The 22,584-nt window shown below is 74.9% G+C and carries 1 pseudogene (running past both ends of the window); it reads right to left on the minus strand.

What is annotated here, in order from left to right:
* Window positions 1-22,584, minus strand: a pseudogene (locus ACFV3R_RS00420) (hypothetical protein) (its annotated part extends past both window edges: 12,955 nt to the left, 8,799 nt to the right); the annotation flags it as partial.

The following is a 22,584-nucleotide window of genomic DNA, read 5'->3' on the forward strand; positions in this document are numbered from 1 at the left end:
GGAGCCCGGCGCAGCCCACCGCGCCGCCTCGGCCCGGACGTCCGCCAGGCTCGCGCCGTCGGCCAGTCCGAGTGCGGAGGCGACCGCGGGCAGCCATCCGGCCTCGCCGGCCGGCCCCGAGACCGCCGCCAGCAGCGCCCGCCCCGCGGTGCCCCGCACCGCCGGCCGCTGCCCCAGTGCCTCCCGCAGGGCCTCCTCGTACGTCTCGGCCACCGTCTGGAACTCCGGGGTGCCGTACAGGCCGCGCAGCAGCGGCGCCCACTGCGCGGTGTGGCGCAGGGCGCGGCGCAGCTCGGCCGCGAGGGTGGCGTGGTCCCGGGGCGGCGTGGTCCTCAGGACCGGCTCCGGGCCGCCGGGGTGGGGCACGAGACCCAGTGGCCTGTCCTCCTGGTGGAAGGCCGCGGGGACGTTGGTGCCGTGGCTCGTCAGGTGGGCGTGGTCGGCGAGCACCTGGGCCAGGGTCGCGCGGCCGTCGGCCCGTTCGGCGGCCGCGTTGCACGAGATGACCGCCAGCGCGCCCCACTTCACCTGCGAGCGGGTCATCTCCTGGAGGAGGTGGTGACCCGTCTGGGACCCGTTGTCGGCCTTCGTGCCGTGGCGCCCCCTGGCGCGGAAGACCCGTCCGCCGTGGGCCGAGTAGAAGTAGGTGTCCTCGTCCCACGGCACCCGACCGCCCATCCGGGACAGCCCGGTCGACAGGCCGATGTGGTGGTAGTGCGTGGCCTTGCGGAAGAACGCGTCCTTGCGCTGCCAGTCCCTGTCCCACCAGTCGTGGATGTCGTGGTCGGCGAGCCCGAACACCTCGTTGCCGTCCGGGTCCACCAGGGGGCGGGTGGTGATCTCACGGTCCCAGGCCGCCTCGGGCAGCGGCCGCAGGTCCTCCTGGGCGACCACGTGCTCGTAGGCGGTGCCGGTGCCCAGGTGCACGCCGGAGCGCACCTGCTGGACGGTGGCGGAGCGGTCCTCGGCGTGGAGGACCGTGCCGTCCTGCGGGCGGCCCTCGAACGCCGAGGTGTCCCGGGCGGTGGAGCGCACGATCTCGACCAGCCGCGGGCGCGAACCGGCGGCCGGGCGCAGGGCGGCGAAGGCCGACTCCCGGCGCACCGTCCCCGGCTCCCGCGCCGGCAGGGCGAGCGTGCTGCCGACGGCCGTGCTCTGCCCACCGGGCAGCGGCCCGGCTGCCTCACCGGTGCGGAACTCCCACGGGCTGAGCGGCAGCATCGCCAGGGACTCGTCCAGCATCGACAGGTGCGAGCGGATCTGCGGGGCCAGCACCGGCGCCAGTGCGGCAGCGCGGGCGAGCAGTTCCGCCAGGCCGGCGCCGGAGTCGGCGAGGCGGGCGAACTCCTCGTCGTTGCGCAGCAGCGGCGGGTGGGGGCGGCCGTCGGACGCGGTGTGCACCTCCCGCACCAGTGCGTCGAGCCGCTGCCGCAGCAGAGCCTGGGACTGCGGGTCGTCCCCGGTGAAACGGGGGTCCAGCAGCGGGCTGTTGGCGTGCCGGGTGCGCAACGCGAGGAAGTTGTGCCCGCCGAGGTTCATCCGCAGCACGTGCGGGGCGGCGTTGAGTGCGATCGACCGCAAGTAGGCCTCGCGGGCGTGCCCGGCGAACACCGGGTCCGTCATGAGGTCCGCGGGCTGTTCCCGCCACGCGGTGGACTCATACATCACCCGGTGGGGCAGTTCCAGGGCGAACTGCTCGTCCTCGGAGAGCGTCGCGAACGCGTCCTGGCTCTGCGGGGCGTAGGTCGCGTCCAGCCCGGCGTGGAAGGCGGCCGCGTCAACGACCGTCAGGTCCGGCTCGACGTCGTCGCGCACGCCCGCCTCGTGTGCCGCCCGCAGGGTCTCCCAGGCCGAGTGGGACCTCCGGTTCCCCTCCTCCGCCTGGCCGGAGTTCCCGGCGCGGTCGTGGAGGTTGCGGACCAGCATCGCGTCGCGGGCGAGCCGCAGCTCCCGTGCGGTGGCGCCGAGTGCCCGGGCGATCTCCAACTGCCGCCGGGTGCGCGCGTCCGGGCCGGTGCCCAGCAGCAGGCCGCGTCGCCCGGTCAGGTCCGCGCGCTCGGCGTCGGTCCACGGCCGCTCGGCCGGTGCCCCGGTCGGGAGGCCGAGGGTGTTCAGGTCCGGCCGGTCCTGCCACAGGCGGGCCAGCGTGTGGGGCGAGTCGGGGTGGGCCCAGGCGGCGTTCTCGGAGGCGCCCACCAGCCGCGACACCGTGTCGGCGGAGGGCTCGGAGTCGAGCAGGTCCGCCAGCGCCTCGGCCGCCGTCCTGCCCTGCTGGGCCGGCAGCCCGAAGGCGCCGGCCGCGTCCTCCGCCGAGCCGTGGTGCGCGCTCAGGTAGTCGTGCAGGCGGCTGACGAGCCACCGCGCCCCGGTGGCGGCCGTGCGGGTCCGGCCCATCAGCTCACCGAACGCGTCCTCGTAGCCCTGCGAGAGCTGCGCGAACTCGGGGGCGGCGTAGAGGTCCGGGTAGAGCGGCGGGCGGGTGCCGGACGCCGTGGCGGGAGTGGCCGACGTGACGGGGACGACCACTTCGGCCTGGGCGGCCGGGGCGGCGTTCCAGTACTCGGGGGCCGGGTAGGTGCGGTCGCGGTGCCACCGGGCGGGGTCGATCGAGGCGGGGTACACCGTGGTCTCGTCCCGCTCGCGGTCGTAGCGCCAGAGGGGCAGCGCCTCGCCCGTCGCCTCGTCCTCCAGCGCGTGGAAGGCCACCTGGTCCTCGTCCACGGCGCCGGTCTCGGGGTCGGTGCGGACCACGCGGGCGTCGGCGGACCGCTCCCGTGCCATGAACACGTCGACCCCGTACCGTCGTCCGGCCTCGGCCAGCTCCGGCGGCGGGGTGGGACTCCCGTCCCCGCACGGGTGGACCAGCACGGTGGTCCGGCCCAGCTCCTGGGCACGGGCCGCCGCGTCCATCACCCGGTCCCGCAGGGCGGCCCGGTCGCCGTGACCGAACAGGTGGTACATCTCGTCAGCCGACGGCAGTTCGACGTGCCGGCTGGCCCGTTCGCCTTCCGGAGTCCGGTGCCAGAGGAGCAGGGCGTAGTCGGGGTCGTCCAGGTACCGCATCAGCGGTTCCCGCAGCCGCCGGTCGGGCCCGCTGTGGTAGCCCTCGCCGAGGTGCTGGCCGCCGTCGGCCGAGGTCACGTCCCGCCGCACCACGCGGGCGTCGTCCCATGCCCGGGGCCGTCCCGGTGCCACTCCGAGCTCACGGGTGACGAGGAAGGACTGCGGCGCCCCGCCGACCAGCTCCCGTCGGACGTAACCGACGGTGAACTGCTGGCCCGGCAGGTACATGCCCGAGGAGGTGACGCCGTCGAGCAGTCCGGTCACGTCACGTGCCGTGGAACGCCCCACGCGGTACAGCGGCGGCCGGCTGTCCTCCGTTCCGTAGTGGGCCTCGGCGTCCTCGACGGAGAAGAACACCCGCTGGGCCGTGCCCGCGGTGAGGACGCGTCCGCCCTGTTCACCGGCGGGAGCGGGCCACACCACCATCCGGTTCACCGGGGGAAGCAGCGCGTAGGCCCGCCTGCCGACCTCACGCACCAGCTCCGCGGCCTCGCTGCGGTCCCCCGGCTCGATGTCGTGCAGCCGCCGCACCGCGTCGACCTGGCGCCTGTCCAGGCCCAGGGCGGCACCCGCCCGCTCCTGCTCGGGGGTGACCTGGGGGGCATGGGCCTGGTCGTAGCGCTGCGCCAGGTCCGTCGGGCTCCACGCCTGGAGACGGGACGACTCCGTGTGCTGCGGGAGGTTCCCGGCATCCGGTGAGCTGTAGGGCGGAAGAGGCTCGCTCTCCGCCTCCGCCGCCTCGATCCCGTCGTAGGGGACCGGGTTCTCCTCGTACTGCGACCTGACGAACGGCGGTTGCAGAGCCGCGTCGTCCATCTCCTGCCCGGGGGCGCGTCCGAGCAGTTGGGAGGGGTCGCCGATCTGCTCGCCCTCCCGCGGAGTGGACGAGTAGGCAGGAGCAACGAACTCCTCGGCGCGCGGCTCGACGGCCAGGTCGGCTTCCGACACCCCGCCGACGACCGGATCGGCTCCCGCGACCCCTTGGACGAGCAGTCGCCAGGGCACGTGTGCGTAACGGGAGGCCCGCGGTGCCGGGGCGCTGTCCGCCCTTGGCCGCGTGGCGGGCGCCGACGCCTCGGAGTCGCCGGCCACCTCGGAGTCCGTGGAGGACGCCTCGGAGTCCGTGGAGGACGCCTCGGAGTCCTCCTCCGCGGGGGCCGTCCCCCGCACCGGAGCGGGCGAGGGACCACGCACCGCACGGGCACCCGCGGAGCGCACCGCACCCCGCGCGGGCCTCTCCACCGCCTCGAACCGGATACCGGGCTCCGACGCCCCGAAGTCGGTGGACGCCTCGGAGTCAGTCGCCGCCTCGGAGTCGGTCGAGGACGTCTCGGAGTCGCTGTACTCCTCGGACTCCTCCTCCGACCAGTCCGCCACCCGCGCCGGAGCCGGCGAAGGACGACGCACCCGTCCGGAACGCGTCGCGCCGCGCTCGGGGCCGTCCGCCGCCCCGAACCGGAGCCGGCGGTCCGACGCGGCGGCCTCACCGCGCTCAGGGCCGGTGGTGGCCTCCGCACCTTCCGCACCGGTGGAGTTCCAGAGCTCCTGTGCCGGGTAGTCCTCGTCCCGCACCCACCGGTCCGCGGGAAGGTCGGGCGGGTACTTCTCCGTCCTGTCGGTGGCCGGGTCGTAGAGCCACATGCGCAGCGGCTTTCCCGTAGCCCCCTCCAGCGCGTGGAAGCCCGCCCCGTTGAAAGCGGACCGTCCCGCCGCCATCAGCACCTTCGTGCCGAACCGTCGCCCGACGGTGGCGAGCCACGCCGGGCGGGTACGGCTCTCCGGACCGCACGGGTGGACCAGGAGGAGTTGGGCGCCGGCCTGCCTGCCGCGCCGCGCCGCGCCGCCGGCGCGCCACATCAGGTCCTCCGGGCGGTCGTTGTGCCCGAGCAGGTGGTAGACCGTGCCCTCCGGCAGGGAGACGCTCTGGCTGACCCGCTGTCCGTTCCGCCTGAGCCGCCAGAACTTGAGGCGGAACTGTTCCATGTACCGCGTCATCGGCTCGCGCACCCGCCAGCCCGGGCCGTCGTGGTAGCCCTCTCCGACGCGCCTCTCGCCGTCCTGCGAGAACAGGTCGCGCCGCACCACCAGGGAGTCGGGCCAGGCGTTGATCGGGGGCAGCTCCACGCCGCGCTCGTGCAGGGTGACGAACGGCGCCCGGCCCTCAGCGACCGGCAGCGTCCCGGACTGTCCCGGCAAGAACTCGACCCCGGGCGGGTAGTGGGCCGAGGGCACGCGGTCCCCCGGCAGGACTGCGTCGTTGCTCTCGTCGAGCAGGTCGGTGACGTCGCGGGCCGAGGAGTCCCAGACGCGGTACACCGAGAGCGGGACGTTCGTGCGCGGGCGGCTCCGCTGGTACGCGACCGCGTCGGCGGCGGTGTAGAAGACGCGCAGGGGCGACTGCGTGGTGTGGGGGCGGCCCTGCTCGCCTGCCGGCCCGACCCACCACACGGTCCTGCGCACCGGCGGGAGCACCTCGTAGGCACGCGAGGCCAGCGCGCGGACCACCTGCGCCTTCTCGCTGTGGTCCGCCGGCCGGAGTCGGGGGATCCGCATCAGGGCCCAGGCGTGCTCCCGCCGAAGACCCGCCCGGGACAACGCGGGCCCGGCGTCGTGGAGGGCCTCGGTCATGGAGGAGGCGAAGCGGTAGCGCGTCGCCAGGCCCGGCGTGCTCAACACCTGCTCGTGCTTGCGGTCGGCGCGCGGGACCCACGGCTTCAGCTCCCGGTCGATCCAGTCGTACATGTGGAGCGAACCGGCGCTCAGCGCGTCGGCCAGCAAACCGCCGCCGAACCCGGCCAGCCGCGCCGTCCACATGCGTTCGAACACCGACATGCGCCCCGCGTCCTCCGGGAGGACATCGATCAGGCCGGCCAGCCACCCCTTGAGGAAGGGCACGATGTGTCGGGACGCCAACCCCAGGTGGTGCTGCGCGACATGCATGAGCCGCGTCGGGGTGTCCAGGTCGCGGCCTGCGACGTGGCGGTACCCCGACTCCGTGAGGTGGCGGCTCTCGCGTGAGCGCTCCTGCTCCTCGTCGGTCATGACCAACTCGTTCCAGGCCGCCCGCGCGCGCGAGCCCGGGGCGAACGGCCGCACCGGCGCCCCGTAGTCCCTCAGGCCTGCCAGGGCGTTCCTCACCCGGTCGCGCGCGGGCGTCTCCCGGAGGGTGAGCCGGTCACGTCGCCGGTCGCCCCCGTGTGTCCTGGCCCAGTCGTGGATCCGCACGGTGATCTCGGCGGCGACGGACCGGACCTCCGGGTCACTGCTCCAGATGTCGGCGAGGGCGGCGTCGTACTGCCTCGCGAAGCCCACGAACAGGGTCCACCCGTCGGTGGAGCTCGACATGTGCGCACGCGTGAACAGCGTGGGCACATCGACCCCCATCAGGGCGACGCGGGCCGCGGCACGGTTCGCCTCGGCCACCCGAGCCCGCTCCTCCGGCCGGAGCGGCAACTCGGCGTCGGCCGGCACCTGCCGGGTGTAGGCGGGGGGAGGCCCGCTCTGCGTCCTGGCCTGCGGAACCGCCGCCTGCGGGACCACCGCCTGCGAGGGCGGTACCTCGTCGTACGAGGGCAGTCCGTACTCGGGGGGCGCTTCCAGGTCCTCCTCGGACGGAGTGCGCGGGGCCGTGTACGCGGCCACCGACTCGGCGGCCTCGTCCAGGGAGGCCAGCAGGTCCGAGGCGAACGTGTCACCGCCCTCACCGCCCAGGTCCGTGAGGGTTCGGGGCGCGGAGGAGCCGGCCGGACGACGCGCCTCGGGGGAGACGACGACCTCGTCCGCCCCCTCGAACCGGAGCCGGCGGTCGTCGAGGGAGGAGGAGGTGCCGGAGTTGATGTACCGCGCGTCCGGGTACTCCTCGGGGCTGCGCTCGACCCAGTCCAGGGGCGTGTCCGGACTCGGGGTCGCCTTCGTCTCCCCGTTGGGGAGGAAGGTGATCCAGGTGGTCGGCCAGCCATCGGAGTCCTCCAGCGGGTGGTGCCGGGCACCGGCTCCACCCGTCCCCCGGGCCAGCGCGTACCTCTCCTCCGTCGCGTGGAACCGTATGCCGGTGCGGCTCGCGACGAGGCGGAAGTCGGGGGCCTCGTCGCAGTCCATGACGACCACGTCGGTGATGCCGTGCTCCTCGGCGAGCGCGGCCATGGCGGAGCCGAGCGTCTGCTTGTTGCCCAACCGGCCCCCGTGCCCGGCGACGTACAGCGCGTTCGCCGGGTTCTCCCACGGCACCTTGACGGAGGCGCTCCAGTAGCGCTTCCGCCCGTCCGCGCCGGCCTGCGTCTTCCACACCTCGCTGTCCTGGAGGGACGGCAGCAGGTAGGAGTCGTCCTCGCGGACGCGCCAGTCCCCCTTGGGGAAGAAGGCCACCAGGAACGGACGGTCGTCGTCGTGGCGCAGGACGTGCATCTGCGTCATGTCGTCGGGCACGCCCCAGCCGCGCGCCGCCAGGACGTCGGGCTGCCCCAGCGTCAGGTCCTTGGCGAAGCCGCCCGGCAGGTCGCGGACCGCGGTGGTGAAGAAGCCGGTGCCGGGGACGGTCCGCAGACCGAGCCCCAGACGGCGCGCGTCCCGGACCCCGGGGCCCGGGGCGATGCGGACCGTCGCCAGCTTGTTCTCCTGGTCCGGCCGTCCCGGCGCGTGAGCCACCGCGTCCCGCCGGGAGGCGTGCACGTCCTGGAAGCCGTTCTCCGGCCAGAGCCGGTTGGCCGCCATCTCCTGCCAGGTGTGCCGCGGGAGGAGGACCGTGCGCCAGGTCTCCCCCTCGAAGACGGGAAGACGGTCCACCGCCTCAAGGCCGAGGTCCCGTGTGAACTCCTCCAGGGCGGTGGGCTCCGGCCGGCCCCACACAGCGTCGAGCCGGCCCAGGGCGACCGCCTGTGACGCCGTCAGGCCGCTCTCCGCCGCCGCCTGGACGAGATCACCCCACGCCGGCGTCTCCATGCCCAGCAGCGCCAGGTGCGGCGGCACGGCGTCGAGCCCGTCCTGCGGGGACAGGTTCCTGAGGTCGACGCCGCCCAGCGCCTTCGGCGCCTGCTCGTACAGACCCGCGGCCTCGCCGGCGGGCACACCCTGGTGGGCCGGCAGGTGCCCACCGGCCCCCGTCAGGGCACCGAGGGCGTCCCACTCCGAGAACCGCGCGATCTGGAAGAGCGTGGGCCGGTACCGCTCCGCGTCGCCCGGGACACCGTCCGCGTCCGGCATGGGCTCGTCCACGTCCGAGCCGGGCTCCTCCGGCCCCATCAGGCCCATCATCGCCACGCGGAACGCGGCCCACTGCTCCGCCGTCGGGTCAAGGTCCTCGAAGACCCGGAACACCAGGTTCCAGAAGACGTCGTTGTCCCCCAGGAGGTAGCCCCGGCGCGTCAGTGCCTCCCGGACCTCCGCGTGGAGGAAGCCCGGGACCTCACCGCCCACCATCCCCAGGAACTCCTGGCCGTGGCGCGCCACGACCAGCGGGAAGGACTCGAAGTCGGCTTCCGGGCCGACCCGTTCCGCCGCAGGACCGAACAGGTCCTCCTCGTCCAGCGGCGACCCGCCGCGCAGGGCGTTCACCTTCTCCAGCAGCGCCTCCCTCGCCCAGGCCATCACCTCGTGGGCCTCGGGAACCTCCCGCGCCGCCTGCGCAAGGGCGCCCTCGTACGCCTCCGCCCATTCGGTCCAGTCGTCCTGGCCGTACACCGGACCCAACGTCACCTCGGCGAACTCCGGGATCCGCTCGGGCACCTCGCCACGCTGTCCCAGCCGCCCGGCCACGAGCGCGTTCTCCGCGCGCAGCTCCGCGAGCGCCGCCGCCCGCCCGGCCTCGACGCGACGCGCCCGCGCCTGCTCCCACAGCCGCCGCGCCTCCGCGCTCAGCTCCGCCAGCCTCTCGGGGCGCTCCTCCTCGGCACGGCGCAACCGCGCCTCGGCCTGGCGGAGCACCATCTGCTCCCCCGCGAACACCCGCGCTGCCTCGACGGCCGAAGCCTGCTGTGCCCGGCGCGCCCGCTCGACGAGCCGCCGCACTTCCTCGTCCGCGTCGGGACGCAGCGCCTCCCCGGCCCCGCCCCCGGCCTGGGCGCGGAACCACGCCGCCTGGCGCCGCAGGGCCTCGCGGAGCGGCCGGGGCGGCGCGCCGTCGTTCCAGTACCGCCCGTCCGGCACCTGCTCGGCGGGCACCGGCTGCCAGCCGTCCTCGCCGGCCTGGTAGTCCTTGCGGACTCCGTAGGGGGGGTAGGCCTCCAGGTACGCGCCCTCGGCGCCCGCCAGCAGCTTGAGGACGCTCTTGCCCGGTTCGTCCGCGTCCTCCCCGAGGGACGCCTGTCCGGGGACCCGCCAGATCGTGACGCGGTAGTCCTCGGCGATGTCGAGCAGCGCGTCCTCGTCGATGCTGACGCCCCTGCCGCACGGCACCATCACCACGTCGGTGAGGCCCGCCCTGCTCGCCGTGGACGCGGCCGCCCGGGCCGCCGCCTCGTGCGAGCCGAGCTGGTCACCGAGTCCGCCGGACCAGAACGTGCCCTCGGGGCCGAAGGGCAGACGGAGGCGCTTCCCGAGCCATGCCACCTCCTCCGACTCGTCGTCGGCCTTCAGGTTGAGGCTGTGGGTCGTCTCCCACACGCGCTCGTAGTCCGGTTCGCGGAGAGCCCACGGCCCGTCCGCGAAGTAGAACCTCCCGCGGAGCCGGCCGTCGTCGTCGTACACCTCCCGCCGGCGGATCCGGTCCGGCGCCCACTCGCCGGTGTCCTCGGGCTGGGCTCCCCGCCGGCCGTCCTCCAGCGTCACCACCGGCAGCGGCTCACCCTCCAGGGCAGGGGTGGCCCCGGTGATCTGGAGCAGGAAGTCCGCGGGGAAACGCAGCCCTAGGCGCGGGACCACGCTCCCGGGGTCACGAGCCAGCAGGCCCGGTCCGCGGAAGAGGACCTCCCCGTCATTTCCGACCGCCCGCCACGCCTCAATGGCCTCCTGCTTCGAACGCCACACTCTCGGGACGGTGTCGAACAGCAGGGCGTTCCCAGCGCCGTACACCGGCGGGGGGGTGCCGTGCCACCACACCTCCTGCTCCAGGGCCGGGAGGCGCCGGAGGGCTTCGGAGGTCACCGCGCGGCGCACGTCGGTCGTGACGGTGGCCTTCCCCCGGTTGTTCTCCTCGTCCAGCACGGGGTGCAGCTCGCGGAGCGTGCGCAGCGCGTGCAGCTCGCGGGGAGCCAGCTCGTACCGCTCGGCGATGGACCGGCTCTCGTCGTCCAGCGCCTCCCGGCCGCCGACGTGCTCCTCGTAGAAGATCTGGTGGGGCAGGCTCTCGCCGCTCCTCCTCTGCACGCCGAGGTAGCCGGAGGCCCACTGGTACAGGCTCATCGGTCCGCCCGTGATGGCGCGGCGCAGTTCCGCCCGGTCCCCGACGCCGGACCGGTAGGCGGCCGCGGCGAACTGGTACAGGGAGGTGCGGCCCAGACCGTCGCCCAGCGTGACCCGCGCGATCGCCGGCAGGATGAGCTCGTGCTCCTCCTCGGGACGCCCCAGCGAGTGGTAGATCCGCAGGAGCCGGTTCGCGCGCTCCTCGCTCTGGTCGCCTTCGAGCCAGAACCCCTGCGCCCTCAGCTCCGCTTCCTCCTCCGGCTCGTAAGGGGCCGGGCGGAGCCGCACCGTGGAGGAGAGCCGGGGCCAGTTGCGGGCAACCGCGACCGCGAAGCGGTTCGCCGCGGGTTCTCCCTGCTCGCCCCAGAGCTCGCGGTCGTCGGCCGGGTTCTGGAGGTCGCCGGAGAGGACGGCCCGCAGGGCCGCCAGGGCCGCCTCCTCGGCCTCGGCCGTGTACTCGGCGACCTGCGACGACCACTCCAGGTGCTCCCGCAGCTCGTCCTCGTACTCCCGCCCCAGCAAGGCCAGGTCCGCCGCGTCGCGCTGCGGGTAGTGCACGGACTCGCTCGGGAACGCCTGCCGGACGGCGCGCGCCGCGTCCGGGCCGGTGATCCAGTCGAACACCCCGCCGCGCAGCTCGTCCATGACGAGCCCGTGGTCCGCGCCGAGGTCCAGGTCCGGCCGCTCCCGCAGCGCGGTCCTCAGCAGCGAGGCGAGCGACACCGGGGGCCGCTGCACTTCCCGCCAGTCCTCGGCGTCCTCCACCGCCTGCGGGGTCATGTCGTTGACGAACTCCGGCGCCGGGTAGGTCTCGGTGCCGGTGCTCCAGTCGCTCCCGCCGGCGAGGGGGGACTCCTCCACCGTCCCGTCGGGGTGGTGGACCGTCCTGAGCCAGCCGGTCTCGCCCGCGGTGAGCTCCTCCCACCTCCCGTCGGGGTGGAAGGTCTGCACTCCCGTGGGCCGGCCCTGGGTGTCCTCCAGCAGGTCGCGGCGGAACCCGACCTGCTCGCTCGGGTCCGGCGTCACCGCCATCCGGCCGGTGAACCTGCGGAACGTGCGCTGCGACCGCTGGGACGCCTCGACCAGCTTCTCGGGGGCGACCGGCCGGGTCTCGTCACCGCAGGCGTCGAGCCAGACGCCGGTGGCCTCGGAGCCCGCCCTGGCGGCTGCCGCCTCCAGCGCCGCCACTGGGTCGCCCACCCGCAGCCCGTCGCCGGACACGTACGTCCATCCGACGCCGGGAACGAGCGAGAACTGCGAACTCGCCTTTGTGGTTTCACCGTTCGGGCCCGTGGTCCTCCGCCACGCCACCACCTTGGTGATCTCCGGCGTCTTCGCGAGACCGCCCTCGCGCACCCGCATGGCCGGGTCGGGGAAGTACGCCGTCACCTCGCCGTCGCGGAACGACCGCGACCGCACCCGGTCCGCACCCCACGCACCGGCGGCCTCCGGCCTGACGGGGTCCTCCACCGTGATCACCGGGAGCGTCCGGTCCGCCGAGGGGCGCTGGATGTCGGTGATGCGCAGACCCGGGAGGACGGGGGGCAGCAGTCGCCAACCGGTGTGCGGAGCGAGGGTCCCCGGGTCGCGGGCGACCGTACCCGGCGCCCGCACCAGCACCCACTCGCCGGTGCCGCCGTCCCGGCCGGTCCCCCGCAGCGCCTCCTGCGCCTCCTTGGCCTCCTGCTCCGAAGCCCACACCCGCGGCAGCACGGGGGTGGTCAGGCCCTGTCCGATCCCCAGGTCGCCGTGGGACGCTCCGTCCCTCGGGGAGAGGCGCTGGGCGAACCACACCTCCTGCTCCACCCTGGGAAGCCCCCTGAGCGTCCCCGACATCTGCCGCTGCCACCGCGCGTTCCCGCCCCGCCTCGGCAGTTGCTCGTCCAGAGTCCGCAGGTCGGCCACCTCGTCAGCGCTGAGGCCGTACCGACGCGCCACCTCCGAGTCCGCGAAGCTGAGGACGGACGGCAGCGTGCGGCCGTCGTCGAGGCCGAGGGCGCTGTAGGCCCGCGCGTACAGCTCGCGGGGGTTCCGCAGGGGCGTCTGCGGCTCGGCGGGCACGATCCCGGCGCGTTCGGCCGAGCCCAGGAACGTGTGGAGCGTGGCCTGCTCGGGGCGCGGGCCAAGGACGCGCTGCGCCATCGCCCGCAGGAAGGCGGGGGCGTCCTCCTCGGGCACCAGCCCCGCTCCCCGCAGCATGCCGTAGACGTCCAGCATCCGCGAGACGCCCCTGCCGGCGTCGCCCTGTCCCACGCGGAAGCCCCGGGCCTCCAGCGCCGCCCGCTCGGCCCGGTCGAACACCTCGGGCTCGGGCAGCGCGTCCTGGAGCCTGTCCAGGTGCTTCCGGACGACGCCGGCGAAGTCCCGCCTGGCGAGTGAGCCGCCGCCGAAGAACGCCCTGTCGCTGAGCGGCTGCGCGGCACCGCGGTCCAGCCACTGCCGCAGGGCGCTGGTCGCCCGGGCCTCCGCCGCCTCCGCCTGCAGGTCGTCCTCCTCGGCCAGCGCCTCGGGCAGCCCGGCCTCCCACGCGTGGCCGCGCTCGGCCAGTTCCGCGGCCTCCTCAGCATCGGCGGCGGCAGCCGCGGCGGCAGCGGCCTCGGTGTCCGCGTCGGGGTCGGTGACGTCCTCGACGACGCCCGCGGGGTCGTGGGCGACCAGGGTGGCCTGCCAGTCCCGCGTCGACCGGGAGGCGGCGCTCGCGTCGTTGACGAGTTCCGGTGCCGGCGGCTCCAGGCCGGTGACGGGCGATCCGTAGTCGTCCGGGCCGGGGAAGAGCCGGTGGGTGCCGTTCTCGTAGATGGCGACCTGCGTGGGGTTGCCGTCGGCGTCCCAGAGCGCGTCCCAGACGGGGACCAGGCCCCCGACGCCGTCCGGACGCAGGGGCACCTCCCTGAGGGCCTGCCTGCCCAGGAAGTCGAAGACCGTCAGCCCCGGCGCCTTCGACTTCCTCGTCCCCTTCGGCTTCGTGAGTTCGTCCAGCCGCGGGTCCGGGTACTGGGCGAGGCCGTCACCGCAGCGCATCCTGACCACCAGAGCGCGCCCCGCCTTCTGCTGCACGGGAACCAGCCGCTCAAGCCGTTCGAAGGATTCCTCCGGCGAGCCTCCGTGATCGCCGAGGACGTACACCAGGGGGTGGTGCTTCCCCGGGTTGGGGACGGGCAGGCGGTACTCCTTGGCGACCGGCTGTCCGTTCTCGTCGAGGCTCCACTGGTTCAGGCGTCCCGTCAGGTAGCCGCGGCGCATCGCGCCCTCCCGCAGCGCCGCCTCCGGCCCGGTGAAGTACCCCGTCGACACCCAGTGCCGACCGTCCTCGGTGACGAAGTCGTGCCGGCGCACGCTCTCCTTGCCCCATCGCATGCGCGGTTCGGGGACCGGCGTCTCCTCGTAGGCGTCGAGCAGGAGGAGGAGGCCGTTCGGCAGGCGGTCGTGCCTCGCCCCGTCGACACGGAGGGTCGAGGTGTACGGGGGGTACAGCGTCAGCGGGTGCCCGTCGTCCGCCAGGCCGGTGATGTCGCGTGCGGTCGACCGCCGGACCCGGACCACGACCTCCGGGTCCCTGGATGCCAGGTTCAGGACGTCCGAGAAGGAGCGGCGACCCCCGAACCAGCCGTCGAGGGAGATCCTGCTCCCGACGCCGAAGCGCGGGTCGTGGTCCAGGCGGATGTAGACGTCTGCGCCGACCGGTGGCTGGTTCAGCAGCGCTTCGGACGCTATCCGGACCACGGCGGGCTCGGACTTCGGCGCGGCCCCGTCCCGGCCCAGCACCAGGCGGATCGCGTCGGCCTGGTACTCGTTCAGGCCCAAGTCGCGGGCCGCCGCGGCACCGAACGCGCCGAGCTGCGGGGAGAAGCTGCCGTCGTAGGCCAGGGCCAGGTGCGGCAGGACGAGGTCTGCGGACAGGCTCCGGACGTCCTCGGCCCCCGGCTCCCGGGCCTGGAGGCCGCCGGTCAGCGACGCGGCGGGGGTCAGCTCGCGGTCGACCACCTCGTACATCTCGGGGGCGCCATGGCCCAGCGCCCCGGCCAGCAGGGCCTTGCCCCAGTCCCCTCCCAGGCCCGCGCGCTGCGCGGCGGTGAACACCTCGGTCACCGTCAGGGGCGGCTTGCTCGTGCTCCGCGGGAAGTTCGGCGCCACCATGTCCGCGATGAACGCCTTCAGCAGCAGCGGGAGAGCCACCCGGTCGGCTTCGTGGTTCCGGGCCCGGTCGGCGAAAGCGTGCATCATCCGGGCGGCGAGGTCGATGTCCCCGTCGCTGAGGAGATGTCCGTCCAGGTGGGGGTCCTGCCGGTTCAGGGGCGCCAGGTCGATTCCGGCCGGCGCGGGCTGCGTCGGGCGGAAGACGTAGCGGAGCTTCTCGCCGATCTCTGCCTGCTCGCGCTCGCGCGGGACGCCGCTGTGCGACTGCAGGCCGATCTTGCCCCGCAGTCCGGCGCGGGCGGCCTTGTGTATCTCGCGCTCGGCATGGTCCTCCAGGACGCGGGTGATCCGGGCCGCGGCGTCGCGCACGGCCGGATCCTGCCGGTAGGCACGGACCAGGCCCCCCTCGAAGCGTGCCGCGTACGCCTCCCACTCCGGGTGGCCGATCAGCTCGCTGAACTGGTTCGACGCCCCCTCGGCGGGCGGCGCGGCCCAGGCCGTGGGGGACGGCGGACGCTGGGCGGCGGCGGTGCTCGACTCGGCGGGCGGCGCGGGGGCGCGCAGGCGCCCGAGGAGGCCACGTGAGCGCCCGGAGGAGTTCCCCTGCGCAGGGGAGTTGCGCAGTTCCCGCGGCGGGTACTCCGACTCGGGCACGTTCCATTCGAGCTGCCCCTGCGGGTGGTACTCGGTCGTCGGCTGCCCCGGGCGGAAGACCTGCCAGGGCCGGCGGCGGCCCCGGTCGTCCTCCAGCACGTGGTAGGCGAGTCGGCCCTGGGCGTCGGCGAGCGCGTGGATACCGGTGTGGAGCGTGATGCGGAACCGGTCGGCAGCCTGCCGCGCCGCCTCGGACGGGAAGTCGCACACCGCCACGATGCCCTCGGCACCGGACCGGGCGGCGAAGTGCTCCAGCGCCCGCATGCCGTCGGCTCCCCAGCGGGCCAGGTCGTAGCCGCCGTGCCCGCCCAGGAGGAAGGCGCCACCCGTGTTGAGGACGGGCACGTTGAACCAGGCGCCCCGGCGCCCGCCCGCGGTGCCCTGCCACTGGATGCCCTGGGTGATGTCCCGGAAGGAGGCGTAGAAGTCCCGCAGGGCGCGGTCCATCCCGTTGAAGAACGTCCGGCCGACCACCAGCCCGTTGCTCTGGGTGACCCGGTCGCCCCGCTGCTCCTCGTCCGGGTACGTGCGACGCCCGTCCGGGCCCACGGTGCCCTCGTCGAGGAGCCGCCCGTCCACGAAGACCTGGTCCTCGCCGTCGCGGCCGAGGACCTCGCCGACCTCGTTCGGGCGCGGGCGCGCGGTGGCGGGCACCTGGCCTGCCGTGCGCGGCCGGTCGGTGCGGGAGACCCCGACGCCACCGGTCGGGCCGATGTTGCCCCCGGGGCCCCGGCCGGTCAGTGTCCTGCGGGTGCGGGGTTGGCCCCAGCCGCGCTGGTTCGCCTCGGGTGCGCGCGCGGCGGTCAGGCGCTGGAGCACGCCGGGGAGTTCGGCGGCGGCGCGGTCCAGAGCCCGCTCATGGCGCTCGACTTCCCGCTCCCGCTCGGCCGCGGCCACCTCCCGGCGGAAGGCGTCCAGCTCCGCCCTGGAGTCGAAGGCGCCCTGCCGCCCCTCACGCGACGGTCCGCCTTCGTCCCGCCGCCTGTTCGGGTCCTGCTCCTGGGGCGCCCGGCCGCCCAGGGCGCCGCGTGCCGGGCGCTCGGCGCCCTCGCGTCGGGCCACGTCCTCGCTGATCAGACGCATGGCGTACTCGTTGGCGACCCTCGCCATCTGGCGGTGGTTCCGCAGCCCCTGGGGGCGGGTCGCCAGAATCGCCGGGATCTCCTCGGAGTCCGGCATGAGGTGTCCGTGGCCGCGGCTCAGCAGCGCCGAGCGCAGCTCGGTCTCCAGCAGGGTCTCCAGCGGGATCTCGTGCTCTCCGCCATGGGCGGGTGCCGTCCCCGGCAGGCCGGGGCGGCGGCCCACGGCACCGCCGCGTCGCCTGCCCGCCTGCTGCCGGTCCTGAGTCTGCTCCTCCGTGAGGTCCTGTTCCTGTGCCGGTGTGTCGGGGCCGACCATCCCCGCCAGGTCCGCGGGCGGGCCCTGCCGCTGCGGGGCGAACCGCGGGCCGGTCTCCGTCCCGTGCAGACCGGCCTGACGCCGGCGCTGCTGGATGTGGTCCAGCACCGGTGCGGCAGCAGCGGCCCGTGCGGCCTCCCAGGCGCGCTCCTCCTCCTCGGTGTCGAAGGCGCCCCGTTGCGGGGCTTCACGGCCCTGCTCCTCCTCGTCGGACTCCGCGAGCGACGGTCCGGCCTCCGCCGCCCACCGGTCGCGTGGCGCCGCCCTGCCGCCCTTGACGCCGTACACCGCTGCGGTGGTGTCGGCGTCGGGCTCGGCCATCGCCTCCTCGGCCAGACCAGTGGCGAACTCGTCGGCGATCCGCTCCAGTTCGCCCTCGTCCAGCGCGCCGGACCGGCCCGCCAGGTAGGTCTCCAACTGCGCCTCGGACGGCGCCAGGTGGGCGAGGCCGTCCTCCAGCAGTCGCTCGTTCAGGAGCTGTGCCAGCAGGGCCTCCGGTGGCGCCGTCTCCGCCCGCTGCTTCCCGGCGGCGCGGGCCGACAGCGGCGCGGCCGTCGCCGGCGTCTCGTGGGCCGGGGCGGCAGGGGGCGGAACGGTGAGGCCCGACTGGTCCGCCGCGTCCGCGGTGGCACGGGCGGGCGCCGGCTGCTCCGTCGCAACGGGCTCGGGGGCCAGGACGGCGGGCGGCGGAACGGTGATGCCAGGCTCCTGCGCCGCCGGCTGCCGGACGGGGGTGTCCGGCCCGGTGGCCGTCTCGGCCTCGCCCGAGGTGGTGCGCGTCCCGTCCGCGTCGCCCGTACCGGTCGCGGAACCAGCCTGCTCGTGGGCGGGGGCGGAGGACAGGGTCCGGGCGGGGAGCTGCACCCTGCCGGTGCCCTCCGCCTCACGGGCCGCGTGCAGCGTGTCCGCCTGCCGGTGCGCCTGCGCCCAGGCCCGCAGCTGCGCCCGCGCCTGCTCCGCCTGCTGCGTCCGGGCGGCGGCCAGGGCGTGCTGGAGTTCCGCGAGGCGGGCGGCGGCCTCGTCGCCCGCCGCGGTGTGCTGCCCGCCTGCCGCGTCCGTGCCGGCCTCCCCGGCGAGGTCCTGCTCCGCGACGAGGCGCTGCCCGTCGAGGTCCGCGGCCTGCGCGGCTGCCGCGTCCATGGCGGCGGAGGCGTCGAGGTAGGCGGCGACGGCGTCCCGGAACGCCGCGGCGGCGGCAGCGGTGGTCTCCGTCGTGTCGGCGAGCGCGCCGTCCGGGCCGAAGTTCCAGTAGCGGACGCCGTCGGGGACGCGGAGCGCCAGTTCCACCGGCTTCCCGGCCAGGGCGGCGGCGCCGGAGGCGGCGAGGAGGGCGCGGGTCCGCTCCTCACCGGCGCTCGCCTCGGCGGGTGCCAGCCAGAGCTGTACGGCGTCGTCCTCGGCAGCGAAGCCGCCCGCGAGCGTTCCGGGCAGGTGGTCGAGTGCGTCGGGGCTCAGCTCGGTCAGCCGCGGTGAGTTCCCGGCGGCGAGCAGCTGCGGCAGGTCGTAGACCCGGGGAGCGACGCGCGGGCCGAGGACGCCGTGGCCGAGCAGGTCGCGCTCGTACAGCCGGACGTCGGCGACCCCGGTGACGTGCTGGACCCCGCCCGGGCCGCGGACCGTGATCACCGTGTCCACCTGCGCGAGGTGGCTGTGGGTGCCGTGCCGGCCCTCGGGGTCGTAGGCGTTGCCGTAGCGGAGGCGGTCCCGCTGGCCGGCGGACGCCGAGGAACCGCCCTGCCGGGCCACGGGCTGCTGGGCGAAGACCGGCATGTTGAACTGGGGCAGGTAGCTGTTGGTCGGGTCCAAGCTGACCGTGGCCGACAGGCCCAGCGCGAAGTTGAGGCCCGTGGTGGCGGAGGCGCCGGAGGAGCGGACGGGCAGCTGCACCCGGTCGGTGCCCACGCTGCCGTCGTCGGTCACCGGCCGCGGGTTGCTCAGGTGCACCTCCAGCACGGCCTTGGTGTCGACGTCCTCGGGGAAGGAGCCGGGCACGTTCAGGGGGGCCGGGGCCTGGGAGGTGCCGGCGGCACGCAGGTCGAGGTCGCCTGCCTGGATCAGCTCCCTCAGGCGCGTGGTGTTCGTCTCCTCGGAGCCCGCCGCCAGGGTCCGCCAGGCGTCCGAACGGTCCGGTGACACCTTCCCCAGCGCCTCCCACAGCTGCGGGAAGGCGTCGAAGCCGAGCACGTGGATCGGCTCCGAGGGCACGAGGCGCGGTATGTCGGTCCGCTCCGGTGCCTCGTCCAGCAGCAGGGGGCGGACGTGGTTCTGGGGCTGGACGGGCTCGCCGGCGTCCGCGTCGGTGAAGCGCAGGTCCACCAGCGCGGGCACGCTGACGGTGCGGGCCGGGCGGTCGCCCAGCATGTCCCGGACCCAGTGCTGCAACCAGTCGCCGGCAGTGGCCGGCGACCACTCGCCCCGGGTGTCCCGCCAGCTCAGGATGCCGCCCTGGAGGAGGCCGCCCGGCAGGTCCAGCGGCCAGTCGGTCACCGGCCGCGACACCACCGACGCGGTGTACACGTACGGGAGGCCGTCGTAGTCGACGGTGCCGTTCGCGCGGGTCCAGTTCCGGTCGCTGTTGGTGGAGCTGTTCGACTGGCCCTGCGACCGGAATCCGCTGACGCCGAGGGTCGGGCCGACGCGGTCCAGGTGCCCGTCGTCGGGGGTGCGCGGGACACGCCAGATGAGGTTCGCCCCGCCGGAGTGCGTGACGGTGGACGACTCGCTGTCGCTCGTGGCGTGCGGGACGTGCGTGGTGACCTGTTCCAGTCCCGCGCCCGTCCCGGCGGGGCGCCCGCGGACGCCGCGCAGTTGCGCGGTCTGCACCGGCAGCTCCGCCGCGACGGTGATCCTCACCAGCCGGGCGCCGCCGTTGACGTTGTGGCGGAAGACCAGCTCGAACGGACCGTCCGGGCCGCGTCCGGGAAGCGCCCGCAGCGCGTTCGGCGAGGTGAAGTCGGCGACCCAGGACCGCACGCCGGACAGGTAGGCGCCGTGGCCCACGGACTGGGCACCCGCCACCTCCTGCTCCACCAGCGGCCCGAACTCCTTCCGCAGCCGGTCGCGCACCTCGTGCTGCCCGCCGGACAACCCCGCTCCCGCGGTCTGCTGGGCCTGGTCGGGCACGGGCAGGGGGTCGCTGAGCTGGGTGACGGACAGGACGCCGGCCTCGCCGAGCTGCCGGGTGCGGGCGAACCGGTCCGGCAGCGGCACGGTCGGCACCGGACGCGGGATCTCCGGCATTCCCTGCATGCCGGCGAACCAGCGCGCGAACCGGATCAGGTGGCTGTCGCCGGTGAAGAACTCCAGCGCCCCGGGCACGTCGACGGCGACCGTGACCGCGGGGCCCTCCCCCACGCCGAACGCGTTGCCGACGATGTTGCGGCTGCCGGCCTTCAGCGTGACCAGCAGCGTCACGTCGCCCTCGACCAGGTGGAGCCTGCCCGCCTCCAGCGGGGTGCGGTTGGTCGCGGTGCTGGTGCTCTCCGAGTGCGAGGCCGATGCGCCCTGCGTGCGGCCGTACCGGAACGACGGGTTGCCGCGCGGCCCCGAGGCCTGCGTGCCGTCCGGGGCGGGGGCGGGCGGCGTCTGGAGGAACCCCAGGTTGCTCCCGAGCTGCCACTCGCTCCCGCTGCCCTTCTGCTGCGAGGAGACGTCGGTGGCGGTGAGGTCGTTCTCCATGTACGCCGTGCCGCCGACCCGGTACCGCGGGTTGTGGGCGTAACCCGTGATCTCCAGGGAGAACTCCTGGTCGGCACCCTGCCCCGGCAGGGTCAGCCCCTCGATGACGTAGACCCCGCCGAGGATCTGGGTCACCCGTCCCAGCAGGGCTTCCACGCTCAGGTCGTTGTCCAGGACGCGGTGCGCGAAGCTGCTCTTGTCGGTCAGCGAGCCGCCGGTGACCCACTTGCCGGCCTTGCCCGCGCCCGGCAGGCCGCGCAGCCAGTCCGCACCCGGCTTGGCCAGGCCGCCCAGCAGGCTCGCGGCCGACCTGGCCCAGTCCGGGACGGCTCCGGTGCCGGTGCCCTCCGGGGTGACGGTGTCCGTCGCCCCGGGGTACGTGCCGCCCGCGAGTTGGCGGAACGCCTCTTGCAGCGCGCCGGCGACCGCGAAGACCTCCACGTCGGCGTCGTCCGGCAGGCGGAAGACGCCGGGCAGGGGGTTGCCGTCGCCGTCGACCAGGTCCAGCCGCACGGTGTCGTCCGCGGCGGAACCGTCGGTGACCGGCCTGCGGATCTCCCAGTCCGGGGTGCCGGCCGGCGCCGACTCCGGCTCCTGCACCGGCTCCGGGACGTCCGGCTCCGGCAGCGGCTCGCGGGCCGGCTCCGGTGCGGGCACCGGCTCCGGCGTCTCCACCACCGGCTCCGACCCGGTCTCCGGCGACGCCTGTGCCACCGGCTCCTCCGGCACCGGCGCGAGCGCGGGCGCAGGCGTCGGCGCGAGGGTGCGCAGGTGCGGGACGACGAGGCTGACCGTGCCCTGCCCGACCCGCTCCACCGGCTGCCGCAGCACCGTGGCCGAGCCCTGCCGGACGGGGACCAGCCCCTCCTCCAGGCGTCCGGGGGTGAGGTCCCCCACCACGGGCGCGTCCGCGGCCGGGTCCTCCTCCGCGAACCGGTGCAGGGGCTCGGAGCCCTCGCCCTCGTACAGGTCCAGGTCGAAGACCGCGGGGACGTCGAAGAGGTGGCTGCCGTCCTGCGTGGCCATCGTGTACTGGGTGCTGCCCACGGCGTTGCCGCGCGTCTCGGAACGCGACACCTGGTACGGCCGGTGGGTGAAGTCGACGACGTCCAGGAACCCGGGCCACTTCGGGCTCGGGATCAACGGTCCCGAGTTGAACCCGTAGTTCGCGTCGCCGGACCAGCCGTGCCGGCGCTGACCGCTCGACTCCTGGTCGACGTAGCCCTGCGTGTAGATGCCGCGCAGCACCGAGGTGTGCCGCGTGGTGCGCGAAGGGTCGCGACGGGCGCGCCACGCGACCCGCACGGTGCGGGTGCCGGTCGTGTACGGCATCTCGAAGACGAGGGGCTTCCCGCCGTCCGTCGCGCCAGCGAGCGCCGTCATCTGCCCCAGCGCCGACCGCGCCCGCCGCAGCGTGTCGCGGTTGTCCAGCCGGGCCCGGACGAGGTGTTCGTCGACCATGCCGGGAAGCCGGGAGGACGACGCCTCCTCGGGGGGCAGGAAGTCGTTCGCCCGCAGCCACCGCTCCAGCCGGTCGAAGAGCGGCCGGGTTCCTTCGACGCGGGCGGGAACGGCGGAGATCCCCAGGCCCTTGAGGTTGTCCAGGCGCGGCGGCAGTGCGCGCCGCTCCTCCTCGCCGGGCTCGTGGCCGAGCACGGTGCTCCGCTGCGGGAGCCGCAGCGCCATGCCGTCCATGGGGTCGAGCCGGTGACTCGTCTCGCCGCCCCGGGCGTGGACGAGGGTGAAGGTGTACCGGACGGTGGCGGGGGTCGCGAGATTGCTGTCCGGCGTGTAGACGGCGACCATGAGCTGCACGGAGCTGCTGCTGTTCAGTGCGTCGCTCCGCGAGACGCTGATCCCGAACTTGCCGTTGGCCCCGCCGCCCCAGTGGGTCCAGGCGTTGGCCAGCCCCGGGCTGGTGTCGCTGGTCGTCATCGCCCCACCGCTGGGGTCGAAGCCGAAGCTGTTGGAGCGCTGGGCCGACCGCGAGGTGCCGCTGGAGTGGATGTTCCAGTTCTCCAGCGAGAACTCGCCCTCCGGGCTCATCGCCTCCGGCGTGCCCGGCTCGATCTCCGCGTCGAGCCGCAGCACGGCGATCGCGTGACCGGAGTTGTCGATCAGCACGGGCGTGTCCAGGCCGTCCGTCACCTGGGCACGCGCCGTCCCGCGCAGCACCGCCTCGGAGAAGAAGGTCTCCAGCGCGGCACGTGAAGCGCCGTCGAGGTCGCTCAGCTCCGGAAGGGCGAGGGCGCGGGCGAGCAGCAGACCGGGGTCCGGCACCGCTTCCGCACCCCACAGGGGGAAGTCGTTCAGCGCCAT

Source organism: Streptomyces sp. NPDC059740, assembly GCF_042733155.1.
Taxonomy (GTDB): Bacteria; Actinomycetota; Actinomycetes; order Streptomycetales; family Streptomycetaceae; genus Streptomyces.